The following is a 23618-nucleotide window of genomic DNA, read 5'->3' on the forward strand; positions in this document are numbered from 1 at the left end:
TCGTGTGCCTGTCAGAAACCCGTGAATGTCAGCTGATCGCGCCGGCGGCGTCCGCCGCACCGGCACCGGCGCCCTCCCGGGCGCGCGCGGCGGCCCGCAGCGTCTCGATCTCGCGCTCGAAGTCGGCGAGCGAGTCGAAGGACCGGTAGACGCTGGCGAACCGCATGTAGGCCACCTCGTCGAGGTCACGCAACGGGCCGAGGATGGCCAGGCCCACCTCGTGGCTGGGGATCTCGGCCGCCCCCTTGGCCCGCACGGTCTCCTCGACCTTCTGTGCCAGCAGCGCGATCGAGTCGTCGTCGACCGGGCGCCCCTGGCACGCCTTGCGCACCCCACCGATGATCTTCGTACGGCTGAACGGCTCGGTCACCCCGCTGCGCTTGACCACCGCGAGCACCGCCTCCTCGACGGTGGTGAACCGCTTGCCGCACTCCGGGCACGACCGTCGCCGCCGGATGAGCTGGCCGTCGTCGGCCTCCCGCGAGTCGACCACCCGGGAGTCGGCGTGCCGGCAGTACGGACACCGCATTCGCCCGACCTCCTCCGTCGATCGCGGGCACACCTACCGGCTCCCGGGCACGCGTCGACACGGCGGGGCCATCGTCCGATGACCGTCGCCGAGTGCGCGGTGCGGGAGTGCGTTCGGTAGTCGAACCCAACCTGTAGGCAACTTACGCCCGTGTGACTACTACATCTAGGGGTCGACCGTATGCCGAACCCCAAGCGAGGTCAAGTTGGCGGGCGTGTCCGGCGCGTCATCAGGATCACGCCCGGCACGACGCCACCGAGGAGCCCAACGGACGGCCTCCCGTGCTAGTCACGGGCGGCCGGGATAGAACATCCGTTCGAGCGGCGTACTCTTCTATCAGAACACCAGTTCGGAAATCCAGGAATTCGGCGCGACACGCCGACAGCAGGTCGTACAGATGTTTGAAAATGGCCGATCTCACCTATACGGTCAGACCACACGCACCACGAGCCGACGAGGCACCCCAGCGCCGACCAGGGAGGGACGGACGTGACCGAGGACCGGGCCAGCCGGCAGAAGAACCCGCAGCCGAACGACGGGGCGGGTCCTCCGGCGACCCGTCGCCCCCGTACCGCCCGCAGCCGCACCGCCCCCGCGGCGGTGCGTCCGGTCACCCCGGTGGTGAGCAGCTTCCCCGACCCGGCGACGGTCGACCTGACCGCGCGGCAGCGGCGGATCCTGGAGTTCATCCGCACCTGGGTCGAGCGCCACGGCTACCCGCCGAGCGTGCGCGAGATCGGCGAGGCGGTCGGGCTGGTGTCCCCGTCCAGCGTCGCCTACCAGCTCAAGGAGCTGGAGAAGAAGGGCTTCCTGCGCCGCGACCCGAACCGTCCGCGCGCCGTCGACGTCCGCGCGCCGGGCGAGGCGGACGACGAGGCGGCCCGCGCGCAGCGGCCCGCCCCGGCGTACGTGCCGATGCTGGGCCGCATCGCCGCCGGTGGGCCGATCCTGGCCGAGCAGGCGGTGGAGGACATCTTCCCCCTCCCCCGCGAGCTGGTCGGCGAGGGCGAGGTCTTCATGCTCCAGGTCAAGGGCGACTCGATGCTCGACGCGGCGATCTGCGACGGCGACTGGGTGGTCGTCCGGCAGCAGCCGAACGCCGAGGTCGGTGACATCGTGGCCGCCATGCTCGACGGCGAGGCGACGGTGAAGACCTACCGGCGGCGCGACGGGCACGTCTGGCTGATGCCGCAGAACCCGGCCTTCGACCCGATCCCCGGCGACGACGCCACCATCATGGGCCGTGTGGTGGCGGTGCTGCGCCGCATCTGAGCGACAGCGACGACGAAGGGGTGACCGGTGGCCGGTCACCCCTTCGTCGTGTCGTCTCAGTAGCGGTCGCCGCGGTACTCCCGGCCACCGCCGGACACCGGGCCGTACTGGCCCCGGCCGTCGTAGCCGTCGTCGCGGCGCCCGCCCCGCGGCTCCTGGCCGCGGCGCGGCGGCTCGGCCCGGCCGCCGTCCCCCCGCGGTCCGCCGCCGTTCGGCTGCCCACGGTGTCCGGCCCCGCCCGGGCCGCCGCCATAGCCGCCACCAGGGCCGCCGCGGCCCTGGCCGCCGCCACCCGGGCCGCCACGACCGGGGCCACCCTGGCCCGCACCGCCGCCCGGTCCACCCTGACCTCCGCCGCCGTAGACGCCGCCGCGCCCTCCGCCGCCGGCCGGGGCACCACCGCCGCCGTAGACGCCGCCGCCACCCGGCGGACGGGCTCCGCCCGGGGGACGGCCACCGCCCTGACCACGGCCACCCTCCTGCGGGCCGCCGCCGTACACGCCGCCGCCCGGCCGGCCACCACCGTAGACACCGCCGGACGCCGGGCGGTCGCCGTTGGCCGCGCCGCCGTACACGCCGCCCTGACCGCCGCCGTAGACACCGCCGCGCGGCGCGGCCGGCCGCTCGCCCGACGGGAAGCCGTTGTTCACCGGGAACTCGCCGCTGCGCTCGGGCTCGTCGGCCGGCGCCCGCGGCGCCGGCTTGCGCCGCGCCCGCAGGATGCCGAACATACCCGCGCCGACCAGGAGCGCGCCGAGCACCCCGACGGCCGCGATCAGGTACGTGATCTCGTCGAGCGAGAGCCCTTCGAGCCACGACTTCTGGGCGGCCGGTTTGGTGTCGGCCTTGCCGCCGTTCGGCAGCGCCTCGGCGCCGGTGGTCGACGGGGTGTAGGTGAGGATGTCGATCGGGTCCGACTCGTCGAGCGTGCCGCCGTCGGAGACGGTGACGAACAGCTTGCCGTCCGGCGTGTAGGAGATCGCCTCGCCGAACGGGTCGGCGAGCGGCGTGACCCGGGGCTTGCCGGTGATGAGCGCCTTGACGATGTCGCCGCCGGCCACGTCGAACTCGAACGCGTCGGCGTACGTGCGCAGCACGACCTTGCTGCCGTCGGGCGAGCGGGCCGCGCCGGTGACGAGCGCCCGCCCGGGCGAGCCGAGCTTGTTCTCGGTGCTGGTCTTCGGGAGCGTGACCTCGCCGACCTTCTTCATCGGGATCGCCTCGGTGTCGCCGCTCGTCTTCAGCTTCACCGTCGGGGTGTAGATCTCCGACTTGCCGGAGAGCTCCTTCGTGATCACCAGCGGCATGTTGTCGTCGCCGACGAGCAGGGCCTCCGCGTCGTGCGGCTCCTTGCCCGGGTAGCTGAGCCGGTGCAGCACCGGCTGTTTCGAGCCGCTCAGCGGCATCGTCCAGACCGCGACCCGCTCCCGGCGGGTCTTCTTCTCCACGTTGTCGCCGGTGTCGGCGATCCAGAGCGTCTTGCGGTCCGGGCTGAGAGCCAGGTCCTCGGTGTCGAGCGGCCCGTCACCGGAGTAACGGACCTCCCTGTCGACCTTGCACTTGGTGTCCAGATAGAAGACCCGCTTGCGGCTGGGGTCGTCCGAGCCGTCGTTGATCACGACGTACCCGTTGCTGGTGGCCACCAGGCCGGACAGCTCGCGGAGCCGGTCGTCCTCGACCGTGCACTTCTTCTTGGGAGCCGCGGCCAGCACGGGGGCCGCGGCGGGAGCCGCCGGGGCCGGCCCGGCCGGCGCCACGACCGCGCCGACCAGGCCGAGCGCGAGCGTGACCGAGGAGACAACGTGCCGCATGACGCTCAGTGTCGCACGGCACGGGTTTCCGGCGGGTGACGCCGGACGGCTCACCGCCCGGCGCCCACCCGCTCGTCGCTGGTCAGCCGGTCACCCGCCCGGTACGGCGCGAGCTCCGCGGCCAGCCCCTCGTTGACCCGCACGTGCACCAGCGTGCCCTCGGGCAGGTGCGCGGTGCTGAGCACCTCACCCTGCCGGTGCACCCGGGCGACCAGGTCACCCCGGTCGTACGGGAGCACCGCGCGCACCTCGACGGCCGGCCGGGGCAGCCGCCGCTCGACGGCCTCGCGCATCTCGTCGATCCCGCGCCCGCTGTGGGCGGAGACGAAGACCGCGTCCGGCCAGAGCCGCTTGAGCCGCAGCATCGTCTCCTCGTCGGTGGCGTCGGTCTTGTTCACCACCAGTAGTTCCGGCAGCCGGTCGGCGCCCACCTCGGCGAGCACCTCGCGTACCGCCCGGACCTGCTCCTCCGGATCCGGGTGCGTGCCGTCGACCACGTGCACGACCAGGTCGGCGTCGGCGACCTCCTCCAGCGTCGAGCGGAACGCCTCGACGATCTGGTGCGGCAGGTGCCGAACGAACCCGACCGTGTCGGACAGCGTGTAGAGCCGGCCGTCGGACGTGGTGGCCCGGCGGGTGGTCGGGTCCAGCGTGGCGAACAGCGCGTTCTCCACCAGCACACCCGCCCCGGTCAGGCGGTTGAGCAGGCTGGACTTGCCGGCGTTCGTGTAGCCGGCGATGGCCACCGCGGGAACCGCGTTACGGGTACGCCGGGCGCGCTTGGTCTGGCGTACCGTCGCCATGCTCTTGATCTCGCGGCGCAGCCGCGCGATGCGGTGGCGGATGCGCCGCCGGTCGGTCTCCAGCTTGGTCTCACCGGGACCACGCAGACCCACGCCGCCGCCGGCGCCACCGCCGCGGCCGCTACCACCGGTCTGCCGGGACAGCGTCTCGCCCCAGCCGCGCAGGCGCGGCAGCAGGTATTCGAGCTGGGCCAGCTCGACCTGCGCCTTGCCCTCCTTGCTCTTGGCGTGCTGGGCGAAGATGTCGAGGATCAGGGCGGTGCGGTCGACCACCTTGACCTTGGTGCGCTGCTCCAGGTTGCGCAGCTGCGACGGCGACAGCTCACCGTCGCAGATGATCGTGTCGGCACCGGTGGACAGCACTACCGCGCCCAGGTCGTCGACCTTGCCCCGGCCGATGTACGTGGCCGGGTCGGGCCGGTGACGACGCTGGATCAGCCCTTCGAGCACCTGCGAACCGGCCGTCTCGGCCAGCGCCGCCAGCTCGGTGAGGCTGTTGTCGGCGTCGGACTGGGTGCCCTCGGTCCAGACCCCCACGAGGACGACCCGCTCCAGCCGGAGCTGACGGTATTCGACCTCGCTGATGTCGGTGAGTTCGGTGGAGAGGCCGGGGACCCGCCGCAGCGCCTGCCGCTCCGACAGCTCGTACTCGCCGGTGGTGGCGTCGAACTCGTCGTCGGTGTAGGGATGGAAGGTCTCCTGCTCGCGCAAATGCGTCTCCTGTCCGTTTTGGGCAACGCCGAGAATTTTCGGCGCGTGACAGCAATCCTGACATGTGACAACGCCGGACGCACCTGTGTTATGCCCGTGACGCTACCGACGGGTAGCGGGGGCGGATGCCGGGCGACCTGGGCGGGCGAGTAGAAATGCCAGTCGAGCCGCTCAGCGCCGACGGAGGAGTTTCTCGTGGCCAACACCCGACTGCCGAGTGCCGGATTCTCCATCACCATCCGGATCGCGGTACCCGCCGACGCCTCCTCCATCGGCCGGCTCACCACCGCCGCCGGTGAGGCCGGGGCCATCGTCACCGCGCTGGACGTGGTCGACTCCGACCCCGCGCACGTGATCGTCGACCTCACCTGCGACACCGCCGACGCCGGCCACGCCGACCAGGTCGTCGACGCGCTCACCGCGCTCGACGGGGTGGACGTCCGCAAGGTCTCCGACCGCACCTTCCTGCTGCACCTCGGCGGCAAGATCGAGGTCACCCCGAAGGTCGCGCTGCGCACCCGCGACGAGCTGTCCCGCGCGTACACCCCGGGTGTGGCCCGGGTCTGCATGGCCATCGCGGAGAACCCGGCCGACGCCCGCCGGCTCACCATCAAGCGCAACACCGTCGCCGTGGTCAGCGACGGCACCGCGGTGCTCGGCCTGGGCAACCTCGGCCCGGCCGCGTCGCTGCCGGTGATGGAGGGCAAGGCGGCGCTGTTCAAGCGCTTCGGCGGGGTGGACGCCTGGCCGGTCGTGCTGGACACCCAGGACACCGACGAGATCGTGGCGATCGTCAAGGCGATCGCGCCCGCGTACGGGGGCATCAACCTGGAGGACATCGCCGCGCCGCGCTGCTTCGAGATCGAGGCCCGGCTGCGCGAGGCCCTGGACATCCCGGTCTTCCACGACGACCAGCACGGCACCGCGATCTGCGTGCTGGCCGCGCTGACGAACGCGTTGCGCGTCGTGGGCAAGCAGCTCGCGGACGTCCGGGTCGTGGTCTCCGGCGCCGGCGCGGCCGGCACCGCGATCATGAAGCTGCTGCTGCGCCAGGGCGTGGGCGACATCATCGCGTACGACCGCCAGGGCGCCCTGCACCGCGGACTGCCGGACCTCAACCCGGCCTGGCAGTGGCTGGCCGAGAACACCAACAAGGAGAACTACTCCGGCGACCTGGCCGGGGCGGTACGCGGCGCGGACGTGTTCATCGGCGTGAGCGCGCCGAACCTGCTCACCGGCGAGGACGTCGCCGCGATGGCGAAGGACTCGATCGTCTTCGCGCTCGCCAACCCCGACCCGGAGGTGGACCCGCGGGAGGCGCGCAAGTACGCCGCGGTGGTCGCCACCGGCCGCTCGGACCAGCCGAACCAGATCAACAACGTGCTCGCCTTCCCCGGCGTGTTCCGCGGCATGCTCGACGCGCACGCCGAGGAGTTCACCGAGGAGATGGCGCTCGCCGCTGCGCGGGCCATCGCGGACGTGGTCGGCGAAGACAAGATCAACCCGACGGTGATCGTGCCGAGCGTCTTCGACTCCCGGGTCGCCCCGGCCGTGGCCGCCGCGGTACGGGCCGCCGCGCAGAACCCGGCCGCGACGCCGGCCCCGGCGGCCGACCCGGGCCCGGCCGACCTCCCCGAGATCGCCGCCAACGCCAGCGCGACCCCCTGACGCACCGCAGCTTGATCGACTCCACTTCCCCGAAGTGGCGGCATCATCACCCTTGATCAACACCAGTTCCCCGAAGTGGCGGCATCAGAGGCTCCGCGATATGACCACTTCGCCGAGCTGGTGTTGATCACGCTGGGCGGCCGTGCGCCGGCGGAAGCGGGGGCCACGGCTGCCAGGGCCGCCGACACCACTCACCATGCGCGTGTTGACCAAGGAGTTCGCGTCACCGAAGCACCGGGAATCCGCCACAAACTCCTTGATCACGGGGGCGGGAGGGCGGGCGGCACCGGGCGGGGGCGGGGCGGGGCAGGGCGGGGCAGGGGCGGGGCGGGGCAGGGCGCGGGCTACGGGTGCAGGGCGGCGGGGGTCAGGGTGCCTGTCGCCACCAGGACGGCGGGGCCGGAGAGCCAGCACGAATCGGCTGTCACAGTGACCGTCAGACGCCCGCCTGGCACGTCCACAGTCATCGTGCCGGTGTCCAGGCCGGCGTCACGCAACGCCACCGCCGCCACCGCGCACGCGCCGGTGCCGCAGGACAGCGTCTCGGCCGAGCCGCGCTCGTACACCCGCATCAGCACGTGCCCGTCGGTGCCGTCGACCGGCTCGCCCGGCGTGGTGAACTCGACGTTCACCCCGGACGGGAACGTCGAGGCGTCCACCTCGGGCGCGCGGGTCAGGTCGAGGGCCGTCAGCTCCAGCGCGGCGGGCAGCGCGCACACCAGGTGCGGGTTGCCGACGTCCACGGCGGTGCCGGGCAGCGTCAGCCCGCCGAGCGTGGCGGTGGCCGTGTCGTACAGCCGGGGGCGGCGCATCTCGACCGCCACGTCCTCGCCCTCGACGCGGGCCCGCACCAGGCCGGCGCGGGTCGCGATCGGCAGCGTCCCGCCCGACGGGGCTGTGAGCGAACGGTCCAGCAGGTAGCGGACGAACACGCGGGCCCCGTTGCCGCACATCTCGGCGAACGAGCCGTCGGAGTTCCAGTAGTCCATGAACCACTCGGCCTCACCGGCGAGCGCGACGCCCTCGGGGTGCTTGGCGGCGCGTACGACACGCAGCACGCCGTCGCCGCCGAGCCCGCGCCGCCTGTCGCAGAGCGCGGCGACCAGGCCGGGTGTCAGGTCGAGGGTGCCGTCCGGGTCGGGCAGGATGACGAAGTCGTTGCCGGTGCCGTGACCCTTGGTGAACTCCACTCCCCCATCATGGCCGATGCTCGGCGACCACCCGCAGGGCAGTGTCGAGAAACGCGGGCGACGCCGAGTCCAGCCAGTGGACGCGCGGGTCACGCCGGAACCAGGAGCGCTGCCTCCGGACGAACCGGCGGGTCGCGCGGATCGTCTCCTCGTGCGCCTGCGCCTCGGTCAGCTCTCCGGCGAGGAACCGCAGCACCTGCTGGTAGCCGAGCGCCCGGCTCGCCGTCCGCCCGTCGGGCAGCCCTTCGCCGACCAGCGCCCGCACCTCGTCGACCAGGCCGTCGGCCCACATCCGGTCCACCCGCAGCGCGATCCGCTCGTCCAGCGCAGCGGTGTCCAGGTCCACGCCGAGCTGCACCGACGGGTAGTACGGCGTGGGCGACGGCAGCGACGCGGTGAACGGCGCGCCGGTCAGCTCGATCACCTCCAGCGCCCGCACGATCCGCCGCCCGTTGGTGGGCAGGATGCTCGCCGCCGCGCCCGGGTCGGCCTCGGTCAACCGCGCGTGCAGCGGCAGGGGGCCCACCGCGGCGAGTTCCGCCTCCAGCCGCTCCCGCAGCGCCGGGTCGGTGCCGGGGAACTCGAACTGTTCCAGCACCGCCCGCACGTACAGCCCGGAGCCGCCCACCAGCAGCGGCACCCGTCCCCGGGCCAGGATGTCGTCGACGGCCGCGCGGGCCAGCGCCTGGTATTCGGCGACGCTGGCCGGCTCGGTCACCGGCCAGATGTCCAGCAGGTGGTGCGGCACGCCCTCGCGCTCGGCCGGCGTCAGCTTCGCGGTGCCGATGTCCATGCCCCGGTAGAGCTGCATCGAGTCGGCGTTCACCACCTCGCCGTCGAGCGCGTGCGCCAGTGCGATGCTCAGCGCCGACTTCCCGGCCGCGGTCGGCCCGACCACCGCCACGACCGTCACGACCGCTCCCAGTTCGCCACGAAGTAGGCGACGCCGTAGGGGGCGCGGTGGTAGCTCAGCTCGCCGCGCCAGTCGCCGCCCGCCGCCCTGGCCGCACCGGCCAGCACCTGCCACGGCGCCCGCCCGGCGGCCCTCAGCTCCGCCGACAGCCCCGGGTCCAGGCCGAGCAACGCATCGGCGTCCGCGCCGGCCAGGGCCGCGGCGACCCCCTCGTCGTACTCCTCGGCGCGCGGATCGTCGTACCCCGGCGCCTTGACGCCCCGGCAGGCGGACCCGTCGCCGAGCACGAGCAGCGCGACCCGCGGATCGTCGTCGTCGATCAGGCTCGCGCCGAACTCCGCGCACTCGGCCGGTGTGGCGTCGTGCGCCACCGACCGGGCCAGGCGGGGCAGCTCGGTGCCGGAGCGGTTGAGCAGCCAGGCGCCGACGGTCAGGCTCAGCGGCAGGCGCTCCCCGCCGGAGCAGGAGATCTTCCACAGCCGCACCGGCCGGTCGAGCCCGAAGCCGCGCAGGGAGCCCCAGTCGGCGGAGTTGAACCGGACGGTCTCCGGCCCGCCGCCGACGAGCAGGATCGCCTCGGGGCCGGCGGCGAGCAGCCGGGCCACAGCGGCGTCGGCGGCGGCGCGCAGGTCGTCCAGCTCGGGCGCGGCGGCGCCGGCCAGCTCGGGCACGATCAACGGTGGGTGGGGGCACACGGCGGCGGCGACCAGGGACACGCCCCCAAACCTATCGGGATCCCCCGGTGCGTCCCCGCGCCGATCCGGTCATCGGGGGCGTACAACACCGTATGGTCACGGTCGGCGACAGGCGCTCGACACGGACGGGGGCGGACCTGTGACAATGCCGGGAGAAAGTTTGCTGCGCCGTGGCGGCGAACGAGGGGGCTGTCCCCTCGACGCCGGGAGAACGAGGATGGGCACATGAGCGACTGGACTGCCTTCGGACGGGTCGACGAGGACGGCACGGTCTACGTCAAGACCGCCGAGGGCGAGCGGGTGGTCGGATCCTGGCAGGCAGGGGCACCGGAGGAAGGGCTCGCCCACTTCGCCCGGCGCTACGCCGACCTGGTGACCGAGGTCGATCTGACCGAGGCGCGGCTCAACTCGGGCGCGGCTGATGCCGGCCACTCCCTGACCACGATCCGCCGCATCCGTGGGTCGCTGGCCGAGGCGCACGTCGTCGGTGACATCGACGCCCTTGCCGCCCGCCTGGACAAGCTGGCCACCGTCGCCGAGGAGAAGGCCGGCGAGGCCAAGGCCGCCCGCGAGGCCGCCCGGGGCGAGGCGCTGGCGCGCAAGACCGCCCTGGTCGAGGAGGCCGAGAAGCTGGCCGCCGAGTCGACCGGCTGGAAGACCGCCGGTGACCGGCTCAAGGAGATCCTCGACGAGTGGAAGACCATCCGCGGCGTCGACAAGAAAGCCGACGGTGAGCTGTGGAAGCGGTTCGCCGCCGCACGGGACGGCTTCACCCGCCGCCGGGGCGCCCACTTCGCCTCCCTCGACCAGCAGCGCAAGCAGGCGCAGACGGTCAAGGAGGAGCTGGTCGCCGAGGCGGAGAAGCTCAAGGACTCCAGCGACTGGGGCGTCACCGCCGGTCAGCTCAAGGACCTGATGGCCCAGTGGAAGGCCGCGCCGCGCGCCGCCAAGGAGGCCGAGCAGAAGCTCTGGGAACGGTTCCGCGCCGCGCAGGACGAGTTCTTCACCCGCCGCAGCGAGGTCTTCTCCGCCCGCGACAACGAGCAGCGGGCCAACCTGGAGCGTAAGCAGGCGCTGCTGGCCGAGGCCGAGGCGCTGGACGTCGACGGCGACCCGAAGGGCGCCCAGGCGAAGCTGCGGGAGATCCAGGCGCAGTGGCACGAGGCCGGCCGGGTGCCGCGCGAGGCCGCCGCCGGGCTGGAGCGCCGGCTGCGGGCCGTGGACGACAAGGTCCGCGACGTGATGGACTCGGCGTGGCGGCGTACCTCCAAGGAGGACAACCCGCTGCTGGCGCAGATGCGCGCCCAGGTCGCCGAGGCCGAGGACCGGCTGGCCCGGGCCCAGGCCGCCGGTGACGCCCGCCGGATCAAGGAGGCCGAGCAGGCGCTCGCCTCGAAGCGGCAGTTCCTCCAGCTCGCCGAGCAGGCCGGCTGACGCGAGCACCCCGGCCGGGCAGGCCGGCGGACAGACACATCGGGTGAGCCCCCGGCCGGGTCGGCCGGGGGCTCACCTGCGTCCGGGCCGGGTTGACGCATCGAGGCAGGCTGATCAGAATGAGCGGCGGAGCCAGGTTCCGGCACCGGCACGAGGGCATCGACGGCTGATCTGCGCCGTCGACGATCGCCGGTGCGACATCTCGCGGGTGGCCGTCCACACGACACGGCCCGGCGCGCGCTGCGCGCGTACTCGATGACGAGCGGGACGTGCCTCCTGGTCCTGCCGCCCGCGGCGCCTGCGCGGCGCGGGCATCCGAAGTGGAGCTTCCATGCACCGACGCACCGCCCTCGGCGGCGCCCTGACGGCGCTCGCCACCGCGGCAGCCGGCGTTCTCGTCGCCGCCGCCGTCTCCACCGCACCGGCCGCTGCGGCGGCCGGTGGCACCGGCACCGGTTACCTGCACACCAGCGGCAGCAAGATCGTCGACAGTACGGGCGCGACGGTCCGCCTGACCGGCATCAACTGGTTCGGGATGGAGACCGACAACAAGACGTTCCACGGCCTGTGGTCGAGCAACCCGTGGCGCTCGCAGCTCGACACCATGGCCCGGCTGGGCTACAACACGCTGCGGATCCCGTACTCGAACGACGCGCTCAAGGCCGGCGCGACAGCCACCGGCATCAACGACTTCGTCAACCCGGACCTGATCGGGCTCTCCCCGCTGCAGATCCTCGACAAGGTCATCGACTACGCGGGCAGCAAGGGGATGCGGGTCATCCTGGACCGGCACCGGCCCACGTCGGCCGGGCAGTCGCCGCTCTGGTACACCTCGACGGTCTCCGAGGCGACCTGGATCAACGACTGGAAGATGCTGGCCCAGCGGTACGCCGGCAACACCACTGTGATCGGCGCGGACCTGCACAACGAGCCGCACGCCGAGGGCACCAACCCGGCCGCCACCGGCGCCTGCTGGGGCTGCGGCGACACCGCCCGGGACTGGCGGCTGGCCGCCGAGCGGGCCGGAAACGCGATCCTCGGCGTGCAGCCGAACTGGCTGATCTTCGTGGAGGGGGTGAGCTGCCCGAGCGGCGGCCTGTCGAACGTCTGGGACAACGACCCCAGCAACGACGAGGACTGCGGCTGGTGGGGCGGCAACCTGTCCAAGGCCGGGCAGTTCCCGGTCCGGCTGAGCGTGGCGAACCGGCTGGTCTACTCGCCGCACGAGTACGCCACGTCGGTGTACCGCCAGGCCTGGTTCGACGACCCGACCTACCCGGCGAACATGCCGGCCATCTGGGACAAGTACTGGGGCTACCTCTACAAGCAGAACATCGCGCCGATCATGATGGGCGAGTTCGGCACCACGCTCCAGGACCCCAAGGACAAGATCTGGCTCCAGAACCTGATGGCGTACACCGGCACCGGCGTGAACGGCATGTCGTTCACGTACTGGTCGTGGAACCCGAACTCGGGTGACACCGGCGGCATCGCCAACGACGACTGGACCACGATCAACCAGCCGAAGCAGGACATCCTGACGCCGTACCTGATCCCGCCGACCGGCGGTGGCGGCACCACCAGCCCGTCCCCCACCGGCACGCCGAACACGTCGCCGGCGCCGACCACCCCGCCGCCTCCGGTGACCGGTGGCTGCACCGCCACCTACAAGCAGATCAACTCCTGGGCGGGCGGCTTCCAGGGCGAGCTGACCGTCAAGAACACCGGCACCGCCGCGGTGAACCCGTGGTCGGCCACCTGGACCTGGCCGTCCGGGGTGACGCTCGCCAGCGGCTGGAACGCCACTGTCACGCAGTCCGGCACCACGGTGACGGCGGCCGCGCCGGCCTGGGCGTCGTCGCTGGCGCCGGGCGCGTCGGTCACCGTCGGCTTCACCGCCAACGGCACCGCCGCGACGCCGGGCAGCGTGAAGCTCAACGGCACCGCCTGCTGATGTAAGGAAGGGCCCCTTCTTAACGCCTCCGGTAGAGGAAGGGCCCCCTTTTAACACCGAGTGTTAAAAGGGGGCCCTTCCTTACATGCGGTCAGGGGGCGGCGCAGCCGCCTACCGGGGCGGGTGGGGCGGCCGGGGCGCCGATCGTCGGCAGGCCGAGCAGCACCCCGGGGGTACGCGGAACCTGTCCCGCCTCGGCCGCGTCCCCGGCCCGGGTACGCCGGTGCGCCAGCGGCGCGCCGTCGGCGTTGAGGTGGTGCGGGGCGGCGTACGTGACAGTGGTGTGCACGATGTCGCCGGGACGGATCCGCCCGGCCAGGTCACCGGTGGCGAAGTGCACCAGCCGGCCGTCGCGGGCCCGGCCGGACATCCGGCCGGTGCGCTCGTCCTTGCGGCCCTCGCCGACGGCCACGAGCACCTCGACCGTCTCGCCGACGAGCTTCTTGTTCTCCGCCCAGGTGATCTCCTCGACGCAGGCGATCAGCCGCTCGTAGCGTTCCTGCACGACCCGCTTGGGCAGCTGCCCGTCCATCGTGGCGGCCGGGGTGCCGGGGCGCTTGGAGTACTGGAACGTGAACGCCGAGGAGAACCGCGCCTCCCGCACCACGTCGAGCGTGCGGGCGAAGTCGGCCTCGGTCTCGCCGGGGAAGCCGACGATGATGTCGGTGGTGATCGCCGCGTCCGGCATCGCCGCCCGGACCTTCTCGATGATCCCCAGGTAACGCTCCGACCGGTACGAGCGGCGCATCGCCCGCAGCACGTCGTCCGAGCCGGACTGCAACGGCATGTGCAGCGAGTGGCAGACGTTAGGCGTCTCGGCCATCGCGGCGATCACGTCGTCGGTGAAGTCCTTCGGGTGCGGGCTGGTGAACCGCACCCGCTCCAGCCCGTCGATGTCGCCGCAGGCGCGCAGCAGCTTGCCGAACGCGTACCGGTCGCCGAACTCGACGCCGTACGAGTTGACGTTCTGCCCGAGCAGCGTCACCTCCAGCACACCGGAGTCGGCCAGCGCGCGGACCTCGGAGAGGATGTCGCCGGGGCGGCGGTCCTTCTCCTTGCCGCGCAGGGAGGGCACGATGCAGAACGTGCACGTGTTGTTGCAGCCGACGGAGATCGAGACCCACCCGGCGTACGTCGACTCGCGCCGGGTCGGCAGCGTGGAGGGGAAGACCTCCAGCGACTCCAGGATCTCGACCTCGGCCGCGGCGTTGTGCCGCGCCCGGTCCAGCAGCGCCGGCAGCGAGCCGATGTTGTGCGTGCCGAAGACGACGTCTACCCAGGGCGCCTTGCGGACGATGTCGCCGCGGTCCTTCTGGGCCAGGCAGCCGCCGACGGCGATCTGCATCCCGGGGTGCTTCGCCTTCACGGGGCGCAGATGACCCAGGTTGCCGTAGAGCCGGTTGTCGGCGTTCTCCCGGACCGCGCAGGTGTTGAACACCACCACGTCGGGCTGCTCGTCGGCCTCCGCGGCGCGCACGTACCCGGCGTCCTCGAGGAGGCCGGAGATGCGCTCGGAGTCGTGCACGTTCATCTGGCAGCCGTACGTACGCACCTGATAGGTGCGCGGGCTGCCCGCGGCTGCGGTAGTCATGACCCGGACAGCGTATCCGGGTGGAGCCGATCGGATCGAACGAGGAGGAGTCGTGTGCCGGAGCATCAAGACCCTGCGTGAGCCGTACGTCCCGGTGGTGACCGAGGAGGACATCCGCGCCGCCGCGTTGCAGTACGTCCGGAAGATCTCCGGATTCCGTACCCCTGCGGCGCACAACGCGGCCGCGTTCGACGCCGCGGTGGACGCCGTGGCCGCCGTCACGGCGACGCTGCTCGACCAGCTCGTGGTGCGGGGGCAGCAGCCGGCGGCCCGGGGCTGAGCCCGGGGCCGCCACCGCTCGCCGCCGGAGGGGACACGGCGGCGAGCACCTGTCACGGGTGCCGGCCGGCGTCCGCGATCAAGCGGCGGCGAGCGCCGGGGCGACCGTGTCGGGGGCCCAGCGGGAGCGGTGGCACTGCGACCAGCCCCGGCAGCGCGCGTCGGCGACGGTGCAGAGCCGGTGGTGGCTGAGCACCTCGCCGTCGTCGGTGTCGGCCACGTCGAAGTGCACCGGCCGGATGGTGCCGTCCGGCGCGACCAGCAGGTGCCGGCCGGCGTCGAGCGTGTCGTCGCGCATCAGGCAGTTGCGGCCCAGCAGCCGGGCCAGCGCCGCGATCGCGGGCAGCTCGGACAGGCTCTCGGGCACCCCGTAACAGTCGACCACGGTGCCGTACAGCCCGGGCGCCTCCCACACGTCGCAGACCACCGCGTACGCGGGGAGCCGCATCGGGTCGGCGACGGCCATGGGCATCACCACCCGGCCGAGCGCCTCGGCCAGTGCCGGGTAGACCTCCACCGGCTCGCCGCCGTCGATTCTCCAGTTCCACAGCTCGGTCATGCCGCCTCCTCGCTGCGCTCGTTCCACCGGCCTCCGGATCGGGCCTTAATGTCGATGGTGGGGTGCATTTGACCTCAGCCGGGCGCAAGTTACCGGTCTGTGACCATTCCGGGCAAAATTCCCTCGGGCGACGTTGCCCGGAGTAGCTGGAAGATGACAGTTTATCGGGTACGGTGCCGCGGCGACGGCCCAGCCGCGCCGTGGATCCGGCGGCTCAGCGCACCCGGATCAGGTGCTCCGACGCGGGCAGCAACTCGCCGATCACAGTGCCGCCCGGCACCTCACCGGCGACCAGCAGGCCACCGGAGGTCTGCGCGTCGGCCAGCAGCAGCTGCTCCCCCTCGTCCGCGCCGCCGAAGTCGGTCCACGGGGTGACCCATTCCAGGTTGCGCCGGGTGCCGCCGCTGACGTACCCGTCGCGCAGCGCCTCCCGCGCGCCCGTCAGATACGGCACCGCCGCCGCGTCGATCGCCACCGTCAGGCGGCTCGCGCGGGCCAGCTTCGAGGCGTGCCCGAGCAGGCCGAAGCCGGTCACGTCGGTGCCGCAGCGGATGCCCGCGGCGATCGCCGCGCGGGCGGCGTCCCGGTTGAGCCGGGCCATCGACTCGACCGCCTCCGGGAAGCGCTGCCCGGTCTGCTTGTGCCGGGTGTTGAGCACGCCCACGCCGAGCGGCTTGGTCAGCGACAGCGGCAGCCCGGCCCGCCCGGCGTCGAGCGTGATCAGCTCCTCCGGCCGGACCACGCCGGTGACCGCCAGGCCGTACTTCGGGCCGTCGTCGTCCACGCTGTGCCCGCCGGCCAGGTGGCAGTTCGCCTCCCGGGCCACGTCCAGACCGCCGCGCAGCACCTCGCGGGCCATCTCCGGCGGCAGCACGCCGCGCGGCCAGCAGAGCAGGTTGAGCGCGACGAGCGGGGTGCCGCCCATCGCGTACACGTCGGAGAGCGCGTTGGCGGCGGCGATCCGCCCCCAGTCGTAGGCGTCGTCGACCACCGGGGTGAAGAAGTCGGCGGTGCTGACCAGGCCCGTACGCTCGTCCAGCCGGACCACCGCGGCGTCGTCGCCGTTCTCCAGGCCGACCAGCAGGTCGGCCGAGCCGCCGGTGGCGCCGAGACCGGCGACCATCGCCTCCAGCTCGCCGGGTGGGATCTTGCAGGCGCAACCGCCACCACGTGCGTAGTCGGTCAGCCGGATCGCGTCGGTCACCGCCTTATGATCTCCGGCCTGCCCCGGCGGCGCCACCCGGCCCCACCGGCGGGTGACGAAATTCGGACGGGCCGGTACGCCGGTGACCGGTGTTACCGCTCCGTGACCATCTGAGTTGCGATCTGCCACATCACCCCGCCTACAGTTGCCCAACCGGGGGTCGACCGACCCCCGAATTCCGCCATGGACGACAGGGACGGTGGACGACGTGACGACGGGCGACCCGCTGATCGTGCTCGACGGGGTGAACAAGTGGTTCGGGCCGCTGCACGTGCTCGACGACGTGTCCCTGTCCGTCGGCCGGGGCGAGGTGGTCGTGGTCATCGGCCCGTCCGGCTCCGGCAAGTCGACGCTCTGCCGCACCATCAACCGGCTGGAGCCGATCGACAACGGCACCATCACGTTCGACGGGCAGGCGCTGCCGGCCGAGGGCAAGCCCCTGGCCAAGCTGCGCAGCGAGGTCGGCATGGTGTTCCAGTCGTTCAACCTCTTCGCGCACAAGACCATCCTGGAGAACGTCACGCTGGGGCCGGTCAAGGTCCGCAAGGAGAAGCCGGCCGCGGCCCGTGAGCGGGGCCTGGCCCTGCTGGACCGCGTCGGCATCGCCAACCAGGCGGACAAGTACCCGGCGCAGCTCTCCGGCGGTCAGCAGCAACGGGCGGCGATCGCCCGCGCGCTGGCCATGCAGCCCAAGGCGATGCTGTTCGACGAGCCGACGAGCGCGCTGGACCCGGAGATGGTCGGCGAGGTGCTGGACGTGATGACGTCGCTGGCGAGCGAGGGCATGACCATGGTCGTGGTGACCCACGAGATGGGCTTCGCCCGGCACGCGGCCAACCGGGTCATCTTCATGGCCGACGGCAAGCTGGTCGAGGACGCGCCGCCGGCCGAGTTCTTCGCGAACCCGCGCAGCGAGCGGGCCAAGGACTTCCTCTCCAAGATCCTCACCCACTGAGCGTCCGTAGTGGAGTCGTCCCGTCGACTCCGTCGAAGAAGGAGATGAGTATGCGTTACAAGCGCGTGGCGGCGGTGGCCATGATGGCCTCGCTCGCCCTGTCCGCGGCCGCCTGCGGCAAGGAGGGGAACCCCGCTCCCAGCGGCGGCGGCAACGCCAGCGGTGGTGCGCAGGGCGACAACTGCAGCAGCTCGGGCGTCACCTTCACCCCCAAGACGGACGCCAACGTCGCCGGCAGCCCGGCCTTCGAGAAGATCAAGTCGGCCGGCAAGGTCGTCATCGGCGTCAAGTTCGACCAGCCGAACCTCGGCTACAAGGACGCCCAGGGCAAGCGCTGCGGCTTCGACATCGAGATCGCCCAGTACGTCGCCAGCACGCTCGGCGTCGACCCGGCGAAGATCGAGTACAAGGAGATCGCGTCCGCCAACCGGGAGACCGCGATCAAGGGCGGCGAGATCGACTACTACGTCGGCACCTACTCGATCACCGACAAGCGCAAGAACGACGTCTCCTTCGCCGGGCCGTACTTCGTCGCCGGCCAGGACCTGCTGGTCCGCAAGGACGAGTCGTCGATCACCGGCAAGGACACGCTCAAGGGCAAGAAGATCTGCTCGGCCACCGGCTCCACGCCGATCCAGAAGATCCGCGACGAGGGCCTGACCGAGGGCGAGAACATCGTCGAGTTCAAGACCTACTCCGAGTGCGTCTCGCAGCTGCTCGACAAGAAGGTCGACGCGGTCACCACCGACGACGCCATCCTCAAGGGCTACGCCGCGCAGAACCCGGACGAGCTCAAGGTCGTCGGCCAGCCGTTCAGCACCGAGAAGTACGGCATCGGCCTGCCCAAGGACGACAAGGCGCTGCGTGACTACGTGAACGACCAGATCGAGGCGGCGTTCACCGACGGCACCTGGAAGAAGATCTACGACGGCACGCTCGGCAAGTCCGGCTCGCCGGCCACCCCGCCGCAGCTCGAGCGGTACTGACGGTCCGCACCGACGTCGGACCGGGCGGGGAGGTCCTCCTCCCCGCCCGGTCCCGTCTGGAGAGAGTGAGAGCGAGGTATGGGCGAGTTCTTCCGCGTCCTGACGGACAACGCGAGCCTGTTCCGCGAGGGGTTCTACAACACCGTCAAGCTGTTCCTGATCGCCGGCGTCGGCAGTCTCGTCCTCGGCATGCTGCTCGGCGCGATGCGGGTGTCACCGGTCCCCGCGTTGCGGGCGTTCGGCGCCACCTACGTCAACCTGGTCCGCAACACTCCCCTGACGCTGGTGTTCGCGTTCCTCGTCTTCGCGGTGCCGAAGCTGGACGTCAACATCGACTACTTCAACAGCGCCTGCATCGCGCTGATCGCCTACACCTCGGCGTTCATCTGCGAGGTGGTCCGCTCCGGCGTGAACACGGTCGCCACCGGCCAGGCCGAGGCGGCCCGCGCGCTGGGCATGACGTTCGCCCAGGTGCTGACGCTGATCGTGCTGCCACAGGCGCTGCGGGCCATGGTCCCGCCCATGATGAGCGTGCTCATCGCCATGCTGAAGAACACCACGATCGCCGCCGGCTTCTCCGTGCTGGAAGCGGGCGCCATCCCGGCGTACATGTCGGAACGGGGTGAGCCGCAGTTCATCGTGCTCACCTGGATCGTGATCGGCTTCCTGATCCTGATCATCCCGCTGGTGGTGCTCCAGCGGATCCTCGAGCGCAAGTGGGCGGTGGCCCGGTGAGCAGCAGCAGCGTCCTCTACGACATCCCCGGCCCGAAGGCCCGCAGGCGCAACCGGATCCTCGGCATCGTCTCGATCGCGGCGATCGTCGCGCTGATCGCGTTCGTGGTCTACAAGTTCAACCAGACCGGCCAGTTCGAGGCCCGCAAGTGGGAGCAGTTCCAGTACGCGGCCGTGCAGCGGGAGCTGCTGAACGGCCTCTGGGCCACGCTGAAGGTCGCCGCCGTCGCCACCGTGCTGGCGCTGCTGTTCGGCGCGTTCTTCGCCAGTGCCCGGCTCAGCGACAAGGTGTTGTTCCGCGCTCCCGCCACGTTCGTGGTGGAGCTGTTCCGGGCCATCCCGCTGCTGATCCTGATCTTCTTCGGCTACTACGTGCCGCTCCAGTACGGCTGGCCGATCGACAAGTTCTGGGCGCTGGTCATCGGGTTGACGCTCTACAACGGCTCGGTGCTGGCGGAGATCTTCCGCGCCGGCATCAACGCCGTGCCGTACGGGCAGTCCGAGGGCGCGTACGCGATCGGCATGCGCAAGAACCAGGTGCTGCGGCTGATCCTGCTGCCGCAGGCGTTCCGGTCGATGCTCCCGGCGATCGTGAGCCAACTCGTCGTCCTGCTCAAGGACACCGCGCTCGGCTTCATCATCACGTACCCGGAGTTGCTCTTCGTGGGCAAGCAGATCGGCGGCCGGCTGGCGTTCGGCCTGCCGTACGTGCCGACGTACCTGATCGTCGCGGCCATCTACATCAGCATCTGCGGCCTGCTGTCGGTGCTGGCCTGGTGGCTGCAGAAGCGGCTGACCCGGCTGCCGCGCACCGCGGCCAAGCCGGTGGCGGCCACGCAGACCGACGGTGGCACCGGCGCCACGTCGCTGTGAGCTGACGTCGTCCGACGGACACGGAACGGGCGGGTGGGTTCTCCCCCACCCGCCCGTTCTCGGTCTTGCCGGTCTAGCGGGCGATCTCGGTGACCCGGGACTCGCGTACCACCGTCACCCGGATCTGACCCGGGTAGGTCAGCTCCTCCTCGATCTGCTTGGCCACGTCCCGGGCCAGCACCGCCGCGCCGATGTCGTCCACGTCGTCCGGCTTGACCATCACCCGGATCTCCCGGCCCGCCTGCATGGCGAAGACCTTCTCCACGCCCAGCTTGCCGGCCGCGATCTCCTCGATCCGCTCCAGCCGCTTGACGTACGCCTCCAGGCTCTCCCGCCGCGCGCCCGGCCGCCCGCCCGAGCAGGCGTCCGACGCCTGGGTCAGCACCGCCTCGATGGTCTGCGGCGGCACCTCGTTGTGGTGCGCCTCGATGGCGTGCACCACGTCCTCGCTCTCGCCGTACTTGCGGGCCACGTCCGCGCCGATGATCGCGTGGCTGCCCTCCACCTCGTGGGTGAGCGCCTTGCCGATGTCGTGCAGGAACGCGCACCGCTTGATCGTCGGCACGTCCAGCCGCAGCTCCGCGGCCATCACGCCGGCGATGTGCGCGGTCTCCACCAGGTGCTTGAGCACGTTCTGCCCGTACGACGTGCGGTAGCGCAACCGGCCCAGCAGCGTGACCAGCTCCGGGTGGATCTCGGTGATGCCGACCTCGACCAGCGCGTCCTCGGCGGCCCGGAGGCACAGCTCCTCCACCTCCTGCCGGGCCACGTCGTAGACCTCCTCGATCCGGTGCGGGTGGATCCGGCCGTCCAGGACCAGCTTCTCCAGCGTGACCCGGCCGACCTCCCGGCGTACCGGGTCGAAGCACGACAGCAGCACCGCCTCGGGCGTGTCGTCGATGATCAGGTTGACGCCGGTGACCGACTCGAAGGCGCGGATGTTGCGCCCCTCCCGGCCGATGATGCGCCCCTTCATCTCGTCGCCGGGCAGGTGCAGCACGCTGACCACGCTCTCCGCGGTCTGCTCGCTGGCGACCCGCTGGATGGCGTCCACCACGATGTTGCGGGCGCGCTGCTCGGCGCTGCCCCGGGCGTCCGCCTCGATCTCCCGGACCAGCAGCGCGGCCTCCCGCTTCGCCTGCCCCTCGATCGACTCGACCAGCTCGGCGCGGGCCGCGTCGGCGGTCAGGCCGGCCACCCGCTCCAGCTCCCGGCGGCGCTGCTCCTCCACCTCGGTCAGCGTCCGCTCGCGCTCGGCCAGGGCGGCCTCCCGGGCGGCGAGCGCCGCGGTGGCGGCGGTGAGCTGCCGCTCCCGTTCGGCCAGCCGCTCCACCTCCTCGGTGTGCAGCCGCTCCCGCTCGTCCATCCGGGCGGCCCGGCGTTCCACCTCGGCCGCCTGCTCCCGGGTGGTGGCGGCCAGCACCGCCACCTCCCGCTCGCCGCTGCGCCGGGCGGTGGCGCGTAACTGCTCGGCGTCCGCCTCGGCCTGCTTGTGCGCCCGCTCCAGCACCGTGTCCGCCTCGGCGCGGGCGTCGTCGAGCACCCGCCGCGCCTCGGCCCGGGCCGCCTTCGCCTCCGCCTTGGCGGCAGCCGCCTCGGCACGCGCCGCCGCGGCCGCGGACTTCGCCACGTCGATGGTGCTGTTCACCTCGTCGGCGGCCGTCCGCAACGCCGCGAGGGACTGTTCCTGCCGGTCCTTCTCCGCGATGAAGGCCGGGTCCTCCGGCGCGGGCGCCAGGCTGAGCCGCTTGAGGGTACGCACGCCGAACAGCACGGCGCCGACCACCACCACGACCAGCAGCAGCACGACCAGGAGGAGGACGACGTCGAAGGCGCTCATCGAGCCGCTCCGCACCGGTACGCGGGCACACTCGCCCGCCGCACTCCGGCGACCCGGCCGGCGTCGCCGGCCCGTCGGGGCTCGGTGGCCGGGCTGTCGCCCGCCGATGCGGGGTCGGGGCCGTGTGGCAGACCGCCGGTGAACCTGTGCCGCCCTGCCATGGCCGCCTCCCCCTGAAACGTCGGCGCCGCAGGACACGCGCGAAGGACACGCGCCTGCGGCTCTGGACGCCCGACCGGAGCGGCTGGCTGTGGGCAGCTTTCCGTCGGCGGTGTCCCTCATGGGGCACCGCTGGCGGCCGGTTGCAGTTGTCGGAGGCTCCGAAAGGTTCCGGAGCTTCCGTCAAGGGCCGGTGTAGCTGGCCAAAGTGATGCTGTTCTGTTACGAGATCTATGTTGTGCGCTTAGCCTGCGCTGGTCGGGCAAAGTGAGCCTGTATGGCGAGGCTAGGTCGCGAGGGGCCGTTCGGTCAAGGAGTCATGATCAAACCACCCGGACGGAGAGAAGTTACGACGTCACTCAGTGGTGATCAGATGCCGGACAGGCCAGGACAAACCCCGCCCGGTAGCGCCGCGACTCGGCCACTCCGACCTGCTCAGGCCCCTCTCGCACCCCCATGATCAGCTCCACCGTCACCGTCCCACCCCCGTGATCGAGGACTTGACGTCCACCCGCGACCGCCCAGACGACACAACCTCCTTGATCACCGTCCGGCCGCGCGGCCGCGCCGCCGGGGGTGGCAGGGCCGGCCGGTCCGGCCGGGCGCGCGCGATCATGAGGTTGGCCTGGACAAAGCGGACGGGAAGTGCCGCCAAGTTCATGATCAACCTGGCCGGGTGAGGGTCGCGCGAGGGCTGCGCCGAGCCTGCGCCGGGTGGGTCAGCGTGCGGCGGAGGTGAGGGCTGCGGTCACCAGGGTGGCGTTGTCGGGGGCGGGGGTGCCGTCGGGCAGCAGCAGCGTGTCCTCCAGGCCGATCCGGGTGTGCAGGCCACGCCGGACCGCCTCCGCGTACACCGGCCAGGTGGCCGGGCCTTCCCCGTGCAGCAGAACCGGCGGGTGCCCGCCGGGCAGCGCGGCGAGGATCGCCGCGGCGTCGGCGAGTGCCGTCTCGACCTGCTCGGCCATGCACTCGACGAGGACCCGCCCGGTGGGCGTAGACCAGCGGCGCCAGGCGTCGACCGCCGCCGGCGTCCACAGACCGGCCTCGACCATCACGCCGCGCTCGTGCAGGGCGGCGGCGACCTCGGCCGCTCCGGGTTCGTGGGCGTTGACCGAGGCGAAGTCGGGCAGCACCGTCCAGGCGCGGACGGCGGCGGCCCGCTCGGCCGGGTCGGGGACGATCCAGGCGCCGGTGCTCACGCCGACCGGCAGGCCGGGACGGGCGTCGCGGATGGCGGTGACCGCCGCCGCGATCACTGCCGGATCGAGCGACTCGGTGCCGCTGTCGTCGCGCGGGTGCACATGCACCGCCGCCACCCCGGCGGTCGCGCAGCGCACCGCGTCGGCGGCCAGTTCGGCCGGGGTGAGCGGCACGGCGGGGTGCTCGTCCAGCCGTCGGGTGCCGTTGAGACACGCCTTCAGCACGGGTGTGCGCCTCCCTCGGGACGGCGGCCGCGAC

20 protein-coding genes are annotated in these 23618 nt (G+C 72.1%); 9 read left to right on the forward strand and 11 right to left on the reverse strand.

What is annotated here, in order from left to right; translation table 11 throughout:
* Positions 1 to 28: 28 nt before the first annotated feature.
* A complete protein-coding gene (gene nrdR, locus FB455_RS21090) occupies positions 29 to 529 on the reverse strand; it encodes a transcriptional regulator NrdR (RefSeq protein WP_013284751.1) in 501 nt (166 codons plus the stop codon).
* Between the two features lie 489 nt (positions 530 to 1018).
* Between nrdR and lexA the strand changes: the two genes are divergently transcribed.
* Complete coding sequence (gene lexA, locus FB455_RS21095) at positions 1019 to 1801, forward strand: transcriptional repressor LexA (protein WP_128137231.1); 783 nt, start codon at positions 1019 to 1021, stop codon at positions 1799 to 1801.
* Positions 1802 to 1857: 56 nt separating this feature from the next.
* On the opposite strand, the gene FB455_RS34360 is transcribed toward lexA, so the two are convergent.
* Together FB455_RS34360 and hflX are read right to left on the reverse strand one after the other, a co-directional pair.
* Complete coding sequence (locus FB455_RS34360; RefSeq protein WP_184977137.1) at positions 1858 to 3612, reverse strand: hypothetical protein; 1755 nt, start codon at positions 3610 to 3612, stop codon at positions 1858 to 1860.
* Between the two features lie 50 nt (positions 3613 to 3662).
* The gene (gene hflX / locus FB455_RS21110) at positions 3663 to 5126 is read right to left on the reverse strand and encodes a GTPase HflX (protein WP_145754708.1); all 1464 of its coding nucleotides are present in this window, start codon (positions 5124 to 5126) and stop codon (positions 3663 to 3665) included.
* Positions 5127 to 5321: 195 nt separating this feature from the next.
* On the opposite strand from hflX, the gene FB455_RS21115 reads away from it, so the two are divergent.
* On the forward strand, positions 5322 to 6794 hold the full coding sequence (locus FB455_RS21115) for an NAD-dependent malic enzyme (protein ID WP_013284747.1): 1473 nt from the start codon (positions 5322 to 5324) through the stop codon (positions 6792 to 6794).
* A 344-nt stretch (positions 6795 to 7138) separates the two neighbouring features.
* Here the strand turns inward: FB455_RS21115 and dapF are convergent, their stop codons facing one another.
* From dapF to FB455_RS21130, 3 genes are read right to left on the reverse strand one after another with little or no spacing between them, the layout of a single operon-like run.
* Positions 7139 to 7984, reverse strand: coding sequence for a diaminopimelate epimerase (gene dapF / locus FB455_RS21120; protein ID WP_013284746.1), 846 nt, complete (start codon positions 7982 to 7984; stop codon positions 7139 to 7141).
* Between the two features lie 7 nt (positions 7985 to 7991).
* Positions 7992 to 9011, reverse strand: coding sequence for a tRNA (adenosine(37)-N6)-dimethylallyltransferase MiaA (gene miaA / locus FB455_RS21125; protein WP_084588792.1), 1020 nt, complete (start codon positions 9009 to 9011; stop codon positions 7992 to 7994).
* Positions 8894 to 9613: a class III extradiol ring-cleavage dioxygenase family protein gene (locus FB455_RS21130; protein ID WP_030269773.1), complete on the reverse strand. Its 720-nt coding sequence runs from the start codon at positions 9611 to 9613 to the stop codon at positions 8894 to 8896. Before FB455_RS21130 ends, miaA begins: the two co-directional genes overlap by 118 nt.
* A gap of 204 nt (positions 9614 to 9817) precedes the next feature.
* On the opposite strand from FB455_RS21130, the gene FB455_RS21135 reads away from it, so the two are divergent.
* Both FB455_RS21135 and FB455_RS21140 read left to right on the forward strand, forming a co-directional pair.
* Positions 9818 to 11026 (forward strand): DUF349 domain-containing protein, encoded by a 1209-nt coding sequence (locus tag FB455_RS21135; protein ID WP_013474481.1) that lies wholly within the window; start codon positions 9818 to 9820, stop codon positions 11024 to 11026.
* 331 nt (positions 11027 to 11357) lie between these two features.
* Positions 11358 to 12980 (forward strand): cellulase family glycosylhydrolase, encoded by a 1623-nt coding sequence (locus tag FB455_RS21140; RefSeq protein ID WP_145754712.1) that lies wholly within the window; start codon positions 11358 to 11360, stop codon positions 12978 to 12980.
* 91 nt (positions 12981 to 13071) lie between these two features.
* Here FB455_RS21140 and miaB read toward each other — a convergent pair whose 3' ends face one another.
* A complete protein-coding gene (gene miaB / locus FB455_RS21145; RefSeq protein ID WP_145754714.1) occupies positions 13072 to 14571 on the reverse strand; it encodes a tRNA (N6-isopentenyl adenosine(37)-C2)-methylthiotransferase MiaB in 1500 nt (499 codons plus the stop codon).
* 52 nt (positions 14572 to 14623) lie between these two features.
* Between miaB and FB455_RS21150 the strand changes: the two genes are divergently transcribed.
* The gene (locus FB455_RS21150) at positions 14624 to 14851 is read left to right on the forward strand and encodes a DUF2277 family protein (protein WP_145754717.1); all 228 of its coding nucleotides are present in this window, start codon (positions 14624 to 14626) and stop codon (positions 14849 to 14851) included.
* Positions 14852 to 14929: 78 nt separating this feature from the next.
* Here the strand turns inward: FB455_RS21150 and FB455_RS21155 are convergent, their stop codons facing one another.
* Positions 14930 to 15409, reverse strand: a complete 480-nt coding sequence (locus tag FB455_RS21155) for a hypothetical protein (RefSeq protein ID WP_013284739.1) — start codon at positions 15407 to 15409, stop codon at positions 14930 to 14932.
* Between the two features lie 214 nt (positions 15410 to 15623).
* Entirely contained in the window at positions 15624 to 16613 is a 990-nt protein-coding gene (gene selD, locus FB455_RS21160; RefSeq protein WP_013474478.1) for a selenide, water dikinase SelD, read from the reverse strand.
* A 199-nt stretch (positions 16614 to 16812) separates the two neighbouring features.
* On the opposite strand from selD, the gene FB455_RS21165 reads away from it, so the two are divergent.
* From FB455_RS21165 to FB455_RS21180, 4 genes are all read left to right on the forward strand, one after another.
* The gene (locus FB455_RS21165; protein WP_030269781.1) at positions 16813 to 17568 is read left to right on the forward strand and encodes an amino acid ABC transporter ATP-binding protein; all 756 of its coding nucleotides are present in this window, start codon (positions 16813 to 16815) and stop codon (positions 17566 to 17568) included.
* Between the two features lie 50 nt (positions 17569 to 17618).
* A complete protein-coding gene (locus FB455_RS21170) occupies positions 17619 to 18554 on the forward strand; it encodes a glutamate ABC transporter substrate-binding protein (protein WP_145754720.1) in 936 nt (311 codons plus the stop codon).
* Between the two features lie 78 nt (positions 18555 to 18632).
* Positions 18633 to 19289: an amino acid ABC transporter permease gene (locus FB455_RS21175; protein WP_013284735.1), complete on the forward strand. Its 657-nt coding sequence runs from the start codon at positions 18633 to 18635 to the stop codon at positions 19287 to 19289.
* Positions 19286 to 20161: an amino acid ABC transporter permease gene (locus FB455_RS21180; protein WP_071098841.1), complete on the forward strand. Its 876-nt coding sequence runs from the start codon at positions 19286 to 19288 to the stop codon at positions 20159 to 20161. Before FB455_RS21175 ends, FB455_RS21180 begins: the two co-directional genes overlap by 4 nt.
* Positions 20162 to 20234: 73 nt before the next feature.
* Here FB455_RS21180 and rny read toward each other — a convergent pair whose 3' ends face one another.
* Both rny and FB455_RS21190 read right to left on the reverse strand, forming a co-directional pair.
* Positions 20235 to 22001 (reverse strand): ribonuclease Y, encoded by a 1767-nt coding sequence (gene rny / locus FB455_RS21185; protein ID WP_013284733.1) that lies wholly within the window; start codon positions 21999 to 22001, stop codon positions 20235 to 20237.
* A gap of 878 nt (positions 22002 to 22879) precedes the next feature.
* On the reverse strand, positions 22880 to 23584 hold the full coding sequence (locus FB455_RS21190) for a 3-keto-5-aminohexanoate cleavage protein (protein ID WP_145754723.1): 705 nt from the start codon (positions 23582 to 23584) through the stop codon (positions 22880 to 22882).
* Positions 23585 to 23618 lie beyond the last annotated feature (34 nt).

This window comes from Micromonospora sp. CNZ296 (genome assembly GCF_007827635.1).